Origin of the sequence: Gloeobacter violaceus PCC 7421 (assembly GCF_000011385.1) — a bacterium.
Classification (GTDB): Bacteria; Cyanobacteriota; Cyanobacteriia; order Gloeobacterales; family Gloeobacteraceae; genus Gloeobacter; species Gloeobacter violaceus.
In genome coordinates, this window is the sequence record NC_005125.1 from 1,928,194 (window position 1) to 1,939,864 (window position 11,671).

The following is an 11,671-nucleotide window of genomic DNA, read 5'->3' on the forward strand; positions in this document are numbered from 1 at the left end:
TAGCGACAAGCTCGAAACCTGAGCCTGGAGGCCACTTGCCTTAAGATGAAGCAGACAGAAGGCATCGGGATCATGGAAAACACCCAGGCCAAGGACACGCGCAAGACCCGCAGCCTGTTGGGGATGCGGGGGGCGGACACCAACGCGCAGCGCCCGCTGTGGCAGATCCGGTTGCAGTTGATGAAGCCCGTCACCTGGATTCCGTTGATGTGGGGGGTGCTCTGCGGCACCGCCTCCGCAGGTATGTTCAATTGGGCGGGTTACTTCCAGTGGAACGGTACCTATGTGCTGGCCGGCGTCGCCTGCATGGTGCTGAGCGGACCGCTTTTGGCCGGTTATACCCAGACGCTCAACGACTATTACGACCGCGAACTCGATGCCATCAACGAGCCCTACCGGCCCATCCCCTCAGGAGCGATCGCGATCGCTCAGGTGGTGGCCCAGATTCTCGGTCTGCTGGGACTGGGGCTGGCCCTGGCGGTGGGTCTCGATCTGTGGGCGGCGGCCGAGTTCGGGGCGCGGCACACGCCTTGGGTGCTCACGGGGCTGACGCTTTTCGGCGCTTTTCTGGCCTATATCTACTCGGCACCGCCTCTCAAGCTCAAGCAGAACGGCTGGCTGGGCAACTACGCCCTGGGAGCGAGCTACATCGCTCTGCCCTGGTGCGCAGGCCACGCCCTGTTCGGCTCCCTCAGTCCAACGATCGTCGTGCTCACACTCTTCTATTCGTTCTCCGGCCTCGGGATCGCCATCGTCAACGACTTCAAGAGCATCGAGGGCGACCGCAAACTGGGCCTGCGCTCGCTGCCGGTGATCTTCGGCGTCGATCGGGCCGCCTGGATCTGCGTGCTGATGATCGATGTGTTTCAAATCGGCGTGCTGGGCTATTTGCTCTATCTGCAAAGTTGGGTCTACGCGGCCGTTCTGGCGGCGCTAATCGTACCGCAGATCGTTTTTCAGCGGCGATTTCTGGCGGACCCGGTGGCCAACGATGTGCGCTATCAGGCGAGTTCCCAACCGTTTCTGGTCTTTGGGATGCTGGTGACGGGTCTGGCGCTCGGTTGGGGGAGCCTCTAGCCCATGGAATGGATCCAGAGGCTGATCTCGGCCGGATTGCTGGCGGGTCAAGTGCTCATTCATCTGCTGCGCGGGCGCATTCACTGGCGCAACACGGTCGATCAACTCTCGGTGGTCGGCACCGAATCGGTACTGGTGGCCGTGATCACCGCCATCACGATCGGCATGGTCTTCACGATCCAGGTGGCGCGTGAATTCATTTCTTTCGGTGCTTCCTCCGCCATCGGCGGTGTGCTTGCCATCGCCCTCACCCGCGAACTGGCCCCGGTGCTCACCGCCGTGATCATCGCCGGGCGGGTGGGTTCGGCTTTTGCGGCCGAGGTAGGCACGATGCGCGTCACCGAGCAAATCGACGCGCTGGAGGTGCTGCGCACCGATCCGATCGACTATTTGGTCACCCCACGGGTGATTGCCTGCGCGGTGATGCTGCCGGTACTCACCATCGTGGCGGACGTCACGGGATTGGCGGGCGGATTATTCATCACTACCCAGCTTTACGGCATCTCGGCCACGCTCTACCTTGATTCGGCCCGCAACTTGCTGGAGAGCTGGGACATGATTAGCGGCCTGATCAAGGCGGGCATTTTCGGGGTGCTCATCGCCCTCATCGGCACCAATTGGGGACTGACCACCACCGGCGGCGCCCGGGGGGTGGGCAACTCCACCACCCAGTCGGTGGTGACGGCCCTTTTGACGATTTTTATCGTCAATTTCATCCTCTCGGCCTTGATGTTTCGGGGAGCGGGCGAGGCCCTGCAAAGGGGGTTCTAGTGCACCTGCTGTTGGTCGAGGACGAAGCGGAACTGGCCGATCCCCTGGCTGCGATGCTGAAACGCGAAGGCCACGTGGTCGAAACAAGCTACGACGGGGAGCACGCCTGGGATCTGCTTTCAAGCCAGAGCTTCGATTTGGTCATCCTCGATTGGATGCTGCCTGGTCACTCGGGACTGGATTTGTGCCGCCGGCTGCGCGCCGGGGGGCGCTCGGTACCGGTGTTGATGCTCACCGCCCGCGACACGATCGACAGCAAACTCGCCGGTTTTGAGGCCGGCGCGGACGATTATTTGGTCAAACCCTTCGAGCTGCGCGAGTTGCTTGCCCGGGTGCGGGCCTTGTTGCGCCGTCCTCCCGAGCGACAGTCCGACGAGTTGCGTCTGGGTGATCTGGTGCTCGATGTCAGCAACAAGCTTGTCCGCCGCGCCGGTCGTCCCATCGATCTGTCGGCCAAAGAATATCAGTTGCTCGAATACTTCATGCGCCATCCCGGCCAGTTGCTCACCCATGAGCAGATCCTGGAGCACGTTTGGGACTCGGGGGCCGAACCGAACAGCAACGTGGTGGCAGCCCAGGTTAAACTGCTGCGTCGCAAAATCGACAAAGACGCCGGCACTGCCCTGATTCACACAGTCTACGGGCAGGGTTACCGCTTCGGGATGCCGTAAGACTATCAAAATACAAAAGTGAGCAAAGCCACCAGCACGATCGAAAAAATAATGGCGATACTGTAGCCGATTATGAGCAGTGAATATTTAATCAACGTCTTCAGCCATCCCTGCTGGTATACCATCATCATCGCGACGAACAGATATAGAAGATGGACAACGGGTGTCCAGGGTAACAGCAGATTGCTGTTCACCAGCGTGGCCAGGCCCAACGTCAGAAAAATAAAGGCATGGAAGTGGAGCGAGAAGATTAGATGCTCGGCGTAGTAGCGCCCGCTGCGCCAGTAGAAGACCTTCAGCAGAAAAGCGAACACAGGCAGAAGGGTGAAGACTGCGATCGGCAAATTGTCCTCAATGTCGCGAATGAGACGCTCCTGTCCGCCCGGGGCTGTGTAGTCGTCGACTTTGGCACGAATTTGCCTGTCAAGAAAGCGATCGAGGTCCGGGTTTCCAGTATCAACCTCGATATCCTCGGGCTTGATGTCTAGCGGCAGGCTGCCGTCGTCGCCAATGCGAACACTGACGCCTTTTTGATCGGCGCCGGGGGGATCAAGCTTTGGATTTGGCGGTTTGAGCGCGTTGTCGATCTTCCGAGTGGCTTTGGAATTATCCAGAACCTTTGCAGGAGCGTCGGCTCCTGCGTCCGTCTGCACTGTGAAATCATTTGAGTTGTCGAAAAGGGTGTTGCTGAAAAACCCTAAAATCACAAAATAAAGAACGCTCACAAACAAATACATGCGCAGGGGAGCGATGTAGCGTGCTCTACGGCCTGCGATGTATTCGTTGGTCAAAAAACCGGGTTTGAACAAGAGCGGCAGAACACTTTTGGGAAATTTAAGATCGACGGTGAAATAGTCGTTGATGAAATCGGCGACCAACTTCCGGGTCGAGACCCGGTACGTTTCGTTAAGTTGCCCGCAGTTGATGCAGTAGTTGCCGGGGGTCAGTTCGCCGCAGTTGAGGCAAACGGGCGAGCGGCGGGCGGCGCGGACCTGTTCGCGCTTCTGGGCGCGCGTGAGTTTGGCTGGTACAGGAGAGTCGACAGGCAGCGGCTGGGGCACTCTCGCATCGGCTTCGGCCATCGTCCGTACCGTCTGGTGATTGAAAAAACTGAACATCCTGTTCACCGCATATGCTAGCAACGAATCTTTCCCCTCGGACTGTACCTGCTCACCCTCCATGGGCAAGCTCCCCTGATTTGTTGCAAAAAACCCGCCGGCAGAGCGGCGGGTAAGGAGCATTTCAGACGTGGATTCACGATCGCAAGGCAAGGAATGGAGGTACCGGCTCAACAGAGAAATATCTGGCGCACATCACCATGGGTTGCAGTAAAGACAAGGATCCAAAATATTGTTCGGTGCATCGACACCCCCGGTACCCGACTCTCAACTGACTTCGCTACGCTGTGGCCTGCTCCGTGCGCGTTTCGTCGGTATCGGCATCCACGACGGAGGCCGTTTGCTCGACTGCCTGCTCGCCGGGCACGTGTTCTTCAGCAGTATCCTCGGCGGCCTCAGTCGGCTCGACGATAGCTTCCTCTTCGGTAGTCTCTTCCAGCGGGGTCTCAGAAACTGCCTCTGCAGCGGCAACCTCGGAATCCTCTGCAACGGGCTCTTCAACCACGGCAGCCTCCTCTTCGGTGACTTCCGCCTCGGCAGGCTCCCCAACCATTTCTTCAGGGGCGGCGTGCTCGGAAATGCTCTCCTCTTCGACGGCCGTCTCCTCCACAGCGGTGGGTGCCTCTAAAGTCGGCTCCTCCAGAAGCTCTTCAGCAACGATGGTTTCCTCTTCCACCGGCTCGGCTGCTGTCGTTTCCTCTAGATGTGGCTCCTCGGCGGTCGCTTCTTGATCGAGCACTTGCTCGACAACGGGCTCATCTTCTGAAGTGGCTTCGACACTCTCGGCAACAACCGGTTTTTCCTCAACTTCAAGCGGCGCCTCCGTCGACGGAGGCGCAGTATTCATATTCTCATCCATCAATGATCTCCTTGCCCGGCGATCCCGGGGAGGTGGTTGCAAGACATTTGTAGCTGGCGTCCAGGCATGTCGCCACGACTTGTAACATTCCTTCGTCATCGTGTCCTAGGCGACAATCTCGGGGATTTTGCTGAGGGGAATTTACCAACGACTGACGCAGCAATCTCTCAGCGCAGCTGGGATCACCCTCTCGCAAGCTTCCTCGGACTTAAGCCGTTGTAGGGCGGTGTGATTTTCTTTTTGCGATCCCCGGTCAGCAATTTTGCAAGAGTTCACGGTGTAGAATTTGATAGGCCAGAAATGGTCGTGGCGCGCTCGTAAAAAAACTTCCAAATAAGATATACTATACTAAGTCCAGCAATTTAGGGCAACTATTCCAATTTGTCTGTTTGATTTTGAGTAGAGTGCAGATTGTCGTTTGCCGTCTGAAACCGGGGTAGGCCCGAAGGCTGTCGCGAAGGTACAACCCACACACCAGCGAGGCGGGGAGCGGTTACAGCTGTGGGAGCGGTCTTGCTATTGTGATAACTGAGCGTTCTGGTTACATCGATGCAAGAGAGAGGCAGTATCACCGTCCACACCGAGAACATCTTCCCGATCATCAAGCGTTGGCTGTACTCCGACAAAGACATCTTTCTGCGCGAGCTTATCTCCAACGCCGCCGACGCGATCAGCAAGCTTAAGATGCTCGGCTACTCCGGGGAATTTCACAATAGCGGCGAGGAATTCGAGATCCACGTCACCCTCGATAAAGAGGCTAAAACGCTGAGTGTGACCGACAACGGCATCGGCATGACCGCCGAGGAAGTCAAAAAGTATATCAACCAGGTGGCTTTTTCGAGCGCCGAAGAATTCTTGCAAAAGTACCAGGGCGATGATGTCAAGCAGCAGATCATCGGCCACTTCGGCCTGGGCTTCTACTCGGCGTTCATGGTGGCAGGCAAAGTCGAGATCGACACGCTCTCCTATAAAAGTGGCGCCGAGGCGGTGCTGTGGAGTTGCGACGGCACTACCGCCTTCGAACTCACCTCTTCCGGGCGTACCGAGCGGGGCACGACCGTCCGGCTCTTGATCGACACCGAGAACGAAGAGTTTCTCGATGAGGTCAAGGTCCGGCAACTTATCCGCAACTACTGCGACTTTCTACCGGTACCCATCAAATTCAACGGTGAGGCGGCCAACCGCCAAAAGCCGCTTTGGACCCAATCGCCGAGCAGTCTCAAAGACGAGGATTACAAGGAATTCTACAGTTACTTGTATCCCCTGGATGACGAGCCGCTCTTCTGGATCCACCTCAATACCGATTATCCCTTCAACCTGCAGGGCATTCTCTATTTTCCGCGCCTACGCTCCGACATCGATTGGACCAAGGGACAGATTCGCCTTTTTTGCAATCAGGTGTTCGTGAGCAACAACGTCGAGGAAATTATTCCCCAGTTTCTAACACCATTGCAAGGAGCGGTCGACAGCCCCGACATTCCGCTCAACGTCTCGCGCTCCTTTTTGCAGAACGACCGCACCGTGCGCCGCATCGCCGATTACATCACCAAAAAAGTCGGCGATCGCCTCAAGGAACTGCACCGCGACGACTACGAGCGCTATGTGCAGTGCTGGAAAGACATCAACATGTTCATCAAGTACGGCGTGATGAACTCCGACAAATTTTATGAGCAGGTCAAGGACATCTTGATCTTCCCGGTGGCCCTGGGTGAGAGCTACACCACCCTCAAAGACTACCTGGAGCACAACAAAGAAAAGACCGGGGGCAAAGTCTACTACGCCAGCGACACCGGTGCCCAAGCGCCTTACATCGAACTGCTCAAAAGCCAGGATATCGAAGTGCTGTTGCTCGATGCCTACATCGACACCCACTTCGTCTCGTTCCTGGAGCGGCACAACAGCGAGGCGCGCTTCGCCCGGGTCGACTCCGACCTGGACGAAAACGTCCTGAGCAAAGACAAAGCCGCCGAACTGGTGGACCCGGCCACCAACAAGACCCGCAGTGAGCAACTGGTGGAATTATTTCAGCGGCAGCTCGGCCAGGCCAAGCTCAAAGTGCGCGCCGAGGCGCTCAAAAGCGAGGCCACCCCGGCGGTGCTGTTGCTCCCGGAGTCGCTTCGGCGCATCAAGGAGATGACCGCCCTGGTGCAGCAAAAACCGATGGAGTTCTTGGACGACCATACCCTGGTGCTCAACACCAGCAATCCCCTCATCCAGAACGTCCAGCGGCTGGCGGATACCGGCCGCGACGACGCGCTGGTGACGCTCGTTTGCCAACATGTCTACGATCTGGCGCTGCTGTCACAAAAGAGCTTCGATGCGGCGGCGATGGGTCAGTTCATCCAGCGCTCCAACGACGTGCTGACCCGCCTGTCGAACCGGGCGGTGGAGTAAGGCACCGACTCACGGCCGGGACGCCCGTACTCAGCTCCCGGCCGCCCCCCCAATATGAACTAGTAAATTTATAGCAAATTTCTGTCAATTTGCAGGATATCTGTCCAAGGGTAGATATCTGAGAAAAGCTCTACATAGCAGTCTGGTGGAATAGGGTATACCCGGCTTCGCTCCGGGAAAGTCCGGCTGTTTAGCAGTGAATTTGCTATGGATTCCAATACAGAACCGTTTACGCCGTTTGAACCGACTTCCTCGGGAACTGCAAGTGGCTGGATTATTGCGCTGAGTGTAATCGGATCGGCGGTGTTGCACGGGGGAGTGATGCTCTTGAACCTGCCGGAGCCCAAAGCTCCCGAGCCGCCGCCCGTGCAGAAGATGGTGATGGTGCAGACCGCACCTCCTAAGCCGCCCGAGATTAAGCAGCCCGCTCCCCCCAAGCCGAAGCCCAAGCCGCCCGAGCCGGTACAAACGAAGCCCAAGTCCAAGTCGGTGGCGAAGCGAAGCGCGCCGCAAAAAGCCAAAGCCTCGCGCCCGATCCTGAGCAGCAAAGCTCCGGTTCAATCTGAGACCACCGTTTCGGAAAACATGCTGTCCGGTTCGCGCGGCACCGGCTACGGTACCGAAAAGGGCGAAGATTTCGGGAGTACTTCGCCGGTGGGTGTGGACGGTGGCACCGGCGGTACCGAGGCGGTGGAAGCACCGCCGCCCCCACCGCCGCCGCCCCTGGTCAACGCCCGGCCGAAGGGCAACGTCCAGCCCGACTATCCGGAAATTGCCCAGCAGAACAACTGGGAAGGGCGGGTGATTGTCAAAGCTTTTGTCAATCCCGACGGCACGGTAGCCGAGGTGCAGGTGGCCAAATCCTCTGGCCATGTGGAACTGGACAACGCGGCGATGGAAGCGGTGAAACGCACTACCTTCGAACCTGCCCGCCGCGGCGAAGAAGTGGTCTCCGCCTGGGTACGGGTACCGATCACTTTCTCGTTGCAGTAGGCGGGTTTCACGCTACTGACTCGCTGTGCTCACCTTCAGGGTTCCGCCGCCAAGACGGAGTCGGAAGCATTCGCACGGCACTCGCACAGGGGCAGTTCGACGGTAAAAACTGCCCCCTTGCCTTGCCCATCGCTCTTGGCCCAAACCCGACCGCCGTGCAGTTCGACGATGTAGCGCACGATAAACAGGCCCAATCCCAGGCCCCCTTGCCTGCGCGTGCCCGCGTCTCCCGCCTGGCGAAAGCGCTCGAACAGATGCGGGATAAACGCAGGCGAGATGCCTGTCCCGCTGTCAGATACCACCAGGCACAGGCAGTCGGCCGCCTCCACCAAGTGCAGCTGCACCCAGCCGCCGGACGGGGTGAACTTGATGGCATTGGTAAGCAAGTTCCAGACCACCTGTTGCATGCGGGTGGGATCGACCATCACCTCCGGCAACCGCTCGGCCACTTCGACTTCCAAGGCCACCCCGGCGTCCTTGGCCAGGGTGCGCACCGCCTCCACCGCCGCCTGCACCACCCCGCTCAGAATCACCGGCTGGGGCCGGTGGCTGAACTTTCCCTGCTCGATGCGCGCGACATCGAGCAGGTCCTGGATGAGCTGGTTTTGCAGCTTGGCGTTGCGCTCGATGATCTCGAGCACCTCCACCTGCTTGTCGGCGGCCACCGAGCCGCGCTTGAGCATCTGGGTCCAGCCGATGATCGGGTTGAGCGGTGTGCGCAACTCGTGACTGAGCAGGGCCAAAAACTCGTCCTTGGCGCGATTGGCGGCTTCGGCCGCCAATCGCGACTGCTCGGCACTCTCCAGTGACAGCCGCAATTCCAGTTCGTCGACGACAATGGCCGCCAGGTCTGCGAGTGTCCGGCGCTGCGGTTCGTCGAAGGTCGCGTGCGGTTGGGTGTCGATCAGACAAAGGGTACCCAGGTTGAAACCGTCCGGGCTGGTCAGTGGTGCCCCCGCGTAGAAGCGAATGCCGGGTTCAGCCTGGACCCACGGGTTGCACGCCAACCGCCCGTCGAACCGGGCGTCGTGGATCACCATCAGTTCTTTCTGCAAGATCGCCCAGCTGCACAATGACTCGTCGCGCTGAACTTGTTCGCCGCTCCAGCCGACCTTGGACTTAAACCAGACACGGCATTCGTCCACCAACGAGATGACACAGACTGGCACCGCGAAAAGCCGAACCGCGAGGGCCGTTATCCGCTCAAAGCCGGGCTCGGGGGGAGTATCGAGGACCTTGTAGCGCCGCAAAGCCGCCAGGCGTTCGTCCTCGTTCGCGGGAAAACCCACCCCCCCCTCGCCTGGGCAGGAACTTGCCTCTGCCCGACTAGCGGGGATTTGACGGCCGTTTTGCGGTTCGCGCTGTTGATCTTGGCTATTCACGGTCCAGTTGTGCCTCCCACCGCCAACGGTGCCCGATTGGGCGACAGATACGAGTGTTCGTCACCCCGTAACGCAAGAATACCAGGGAACTTTTTGCCATCCTTCCTGCGTTGGTTTGATGTGCCCAAAGGAGTAGAGATGGCCGTCTGGAGCCTATCGGCAGTGTCGGCACCTGTTTTGTGCGCCTACCCGGACGCAAGACAGGCTAGGTTGGCAATGCCTGCTCCGGGAGTCTCTTCATGAAGCTCAGCGATCTCACCGCCATTGGCCGCCCGGTGGACCCCTCCTACCCGACCAACCGGACCATCGCCTTGATCGCAGGCATCACCGCAGTGGGGGGAAGCGTTATTCAGTTGTTCCTGGGCGCGCCGTGGTTGCAGAGTGCGCTCTGGGGGTTCACTGCGGGGATTTCAGTGTTTTTGGCCTGGGCCATCGCCCGGGAGTTAGATCCGGATAGGGATCTGTCCGCATTTGTGGCGGCGGGGCTTGCGATCGTGGGCACAGGCATCTGGGGGCTTCCAAATCTGGGGATATTGCTCTGGCTGATGCTGGTGGTGCGGGTGGTAAACCGGACCACCGGGCTATCTGTGAAATGGAGCGATTCGCTGGCGGTGTTGGCTTTGGGAGGCTGGCTGGCGTTTCAGGGAAATTGGGCCTACGCAGCACTGACGGCGGTGGCGCTCTGGCTCGACAGCCGGTTGCCGCCGGCTAATCGGCCCCAGGTTGTCTTTGCGGGCCTGGGTGTTGTGCTCACGCTGGTCGTGCTGGCCTGGGGAGAAGCCGCCCCGGCCGCAGGGGTCTCCTTCGCGGCCGGGGCACTGGCGGTCGGACTGGCGGCGGTGTTTCTGCCGGTGGGCATTGGGTCGGGACGGCTGGTAAGCGTCGGCGACGAGGACGGCGAAGCGCTCGTGCCGATCCGGGTCCAGGCTGCCCAGGCTTTGGCGCTGTCGGTTGGAATCGAAACTGCCCTTTGGGGCGGAGCCGCGGGGCTCTCGGCACTGACCCCCTTTTGGGCGGCGGTGGTCGGAACGGCGGCTTACCGATGGTTGCGGGCTTTTACCGCTTCAAGATGAATCGAGCAGCACACTGGGGAGCCGATGGCGCGAAGCGAAAAAGAAAAGATGCTCGCCGGTGAACTCTATCGTGCGAGCGATCCCGAACTGGTGGCCCTGCGGGTGAGCGCGCGCGGACTGCTCGCCCTCTACAACGCCACCGAACCCGGACCAGGGGAGCGGCGGCAACAATTGCTGCGCGAGCTGTTGGGCGCCGTCGGAACGATGGTGGAAATCGAGCCGCCCTTTTTCTGCGACTACGGCAGTCAGATCTATGCCGGGGAAGGATTCTACCTGAATACCGGCTGCGTTATCCTCGACTGCGCCCCGGTCACTATCGGCACCAATGTGCTGTGCGCTCCTGGGGTGCATATCTACACCGCCACGCACCCCACCGAGCCTGCCCTGCGCCGGTCGGGCCTTGAATTGGCCGCCCCGGTAACCATTGGCGACAACGTCTGGCTCGGGGGCAAGGCAATCGTCTGTCCGGGGGTGACGATCGGCCAGAACACCACCATCGGCGCGGGCAGCGTCGTAGTCAAAAGTATCCCCGCCAACGTCATCGCCGCCGGCAATCCGTGCCGGGTGCTGCGCCATCTCGATTGAGCCCTGGGCTTCAGCTTTGGTCTTGGTACAGATTGGAAAATTGTTTGCGCAGTTGGGCGAGCTTGGGCAGATCGTGGAAGACCACGTAGGGATGGGCAGGGTTGAGCTTGACGAAGTCCTGGTGATAGGGCTCGGCTAGATAGAACTTCTGCAGGGGCGCCAGTTGGGTGACAATCGGTTGCGGGAAAACGCGCGCTTTGTCGAGCTGTTCGATGTACGTTTGAGCAATGCGCTGCTGTTCGCCATCGGTAAAAAAGATGGCCGAGCGGTACTGGGTACCCTGGTCCGGTCCCTGTCGGTTGAGCTGGGTCGGGTCGTGGGCCACCTGAAAGAACACCTTCAACAATTGACCGTAGGTGATTTTGGACGGGTCGTAGGTGATGCGCACCGCTTCGGCGTGGCCCGACCGGCCGGAGCCCACCGCTGCGTATTTGGCGGTGGAGGCGTCACCTCCGGCGTAGCCGGAGACCGCATCTTCGACGCCTTTGAGGTGCTCGAAGACCGCCTCGACCCCCCAAAAGCATCCCCCGGCAAACACCGCAGTCTGGGGGCCGACGGCACTGGTCAAGGCCGCATCCGTGGCCGGATCGGGAGTGGTCGCGGAGGAAGCGCTGCAAGCGAGCGTTCCGGCGCTCAATGCCACAATCGGCAAAGCGCGGCCCAGGAAGCGGACGAAGGCTAAACGGCGTAGTGGCATGGTGTGGCAAAATCCTTTAAAAATCATCTGACTGGGATACGAAGCCGCCCC

At 59.6% G+C, this 11,671-nt stretch carries 11 protein-coding genes; 7 read left to right on the plus strand and 4 right to left on the minus strand.

The features are described from left to right. Positions 1-45 precede the first annotated feature (45 nt). From chlG to rppA, 3 genes are read left to right on the plus strand one after another with little or no spacing between them, the layout of a single operon-like run. Entirely contained in the window at positions 46-1,077 is a 1,032-nt protein-coding gene (chlG, locus tag GLL_RS09380) for a chlorophyll synthase ChlG (RefSeq protein ID WP_011141807.1), read from the plus strand. Between the two features lie 3 nt (positions 1,078-1,080). Continuing rightward, entirely contained in the window at positions 1,081-1,848 is a 768-nt protein-coding gene (locus GLL_RS09385; protein WP_011141808.1) for an MlaE family lipid ABC transporter permease subunit, read from the plus strand. Then, positions 1,848-2,519, plus strand: coding sequence for a two-component system response regulator RppA (gene rppA, locus GLL_RS09390; protein ID WP_011141809.1), 672 nt, complete (start codon positions 1,848-1,850; stop codon positions 2,517-2,519). Before GLL_RS09385 ends, rppA begins: the two co-directional genes overlap by 1 nt. A gap of 5 nt (positions 2,520-2,524) precedes the next feature. Here the strand turns inward: rppA and GLL_RS09395 are convergent, their stop codons facing one another. Both GLL_RS09395 and GLL_RS09400 read right to left on the minus strand, forming a co-directional pair. Continuing rightward, the gene (locus tag GLL_RS09395) at positions 2,525-3,700 is read right to left on the minus strand and encodes a DUF3667 domain-containing protein (protein ID WP_164928862.1); all 1,176 of its coding nucleotides are present in this window, start codon (positions 3,698-3,700) and stop codon (positions 2,525-2,527) included. 217 nt (positions 3,701-3,917) lie between these two features. Next, complete coding sequence (locus GLL_RS09400) at positions 3,918-4,496, minus strand: hypothetical protein (RefSeq protein ID WP_164928863.1); 579 nt, start codon at positions 4,494-4,496, stop codon at positions 3,918-3,920. 549 nt (positions 4,497-5,045) lie between these two features. On the opposite strand from GLL_RS09400, the gene htpG reads away from it, so the two are divergent. Further along, positions 5,046-6,890, plus strand: coding sequence for a molecular chaperone HtpG (gene htpG, locus GLL_RS09405; protein ID WP_011141812.1), 1,845 nt, complete (start codon positions 5,046-5,048; stop codon positions 6,888-6,890). Between the two features lie 207 nt (positions 6,891-7,097). Next, on the plus strand, positions 7,098-7,883 hold the full coding sequence (locus tag GLL_RS09410) for an energy transducer TonB (RefSeq protein WP_011141813.1): 786 nt from the start codon (positions 7,098-7,100) through the stop codon (positions 7,881-7,883). Between the two features lie 35 nt (positions 7,884-7,918). On the opposite strand, the gene GLL_RS09415 is transcribed toward GLL_RS09410, so the two are convergent. Next, a complete protein-coding gene (locus GLL_RS09415; protein ID WP_164928864.1) occupies positions 7,919-9,172 on the minus strand; it encodes a GAF domain-containing sensor histidine kinase in 1,254 nt (417 codons plus the stop codon). Positions 9,173-9,504: 332 nt separating this feature from the next. Here GLL_RS09415 and GLL_RS09420 point away from each other — a divergent pair, with 332 nt between their 5' ends. After that, positions 9,505-10,338, plus strand: a complete 834-nt coding sequence (locus tag GLL_RS09420) for a hypothetical protein (protein ID WP_011141815.1) — start codon at positions 9,505-9,507, stop codon at positions 10,336-10,338. A gap of 24 nt (positions 10,339-10,362) precedes the next feature. After that, complete coding sequence (locus GLL_RS09425; RefSeq protein WP_011141816.1) at positions 10,363-10,923, plus strand: sugar O-acetyltransferase; 561 nt, start codon at positions 10,363-10,365, stop codon at positions 10,921-10,923. A gap of 10 nt (positions 10,924-10,933) precedes the next feature. On the opposite strand, the gene msrA is transcribed toward GLL_RS09425, so the two are convergent. Further along, positions 10,934-11,620: a peptide-methionine (S)-S-oxide reductase MsrA gene (gene msrA / locus GLL_RS09430; RefSeq protein WP_164928865.1), complete on the minus strand. Its 687-nt coding sequence runs from the start codon at positions 11,618-11,620 to the stop codon at positions 10,934-10,936. Between the last annotated feature and the right edge of the window lie 51 nt (positions 11,621-11,671).

Coding starts and splice junctions, on each gene's coding strand:
- GLL_RS09385 (WP_011141808.1), top strand. CDS start 1,081: ATGGAATGGATCCAGAGGCTGATCTCGGCCGGATTGCTGGCGGGTCAA.
- chlG (WP_011141807.1), top strand. CDS start 46: ATGAAGCAGACAGAAGGCATCGGGATCATGGAAAACACCCAGGCCAAG.
- GLL_RS09395 (WP_164928862.1), bottom strand. CDS start 3,700: ATGGAGGGTGAGCAGGTACAGTCCGAGGGGAAAGATTCGTTGCTAGCA.
- GLL_RS09420 (WP_011141815.1), top strand. CDS start 9,505: ATGAAGCTCAGCGATCTCACCGCCATTGGCCGCCCGGTGGACCCCTCC.
- GLL_RS09425 (WP_011141816.1), top strand. CDS start 10,363: ATGGCGCGAAGCGAAAAAGAAAAGATGCTCGCCGGTGAACTCTATCGT.
- GLL_RS09410 (WP_011141813.1), top strand. CDS start 7,098: ATGGATTCCAATACAGAACCGTTTACGCCGTTTGAACCGACTTCCTCG.
- GLL_RS09400 (WP_164928863.1), bottom strand. CDS start 4,496: ATGGATGAGAATATGAATACTGCGCCTCCGTCGACGGAGGCGCCGCTT.
- msrA (WP_164928865.1), bottom strand. CDS start 11,620: ATGCCACTACGCCGTTTAGCCTTCGTCCGCTTCCTGGGCCGCGCTTTG.
- htpG (WP_011141812.1), top strand. CDS start 5,046: ATGCAAGAGAGAGGCAGTATCACCGTCCACACCGAGAACATCTTCCCG.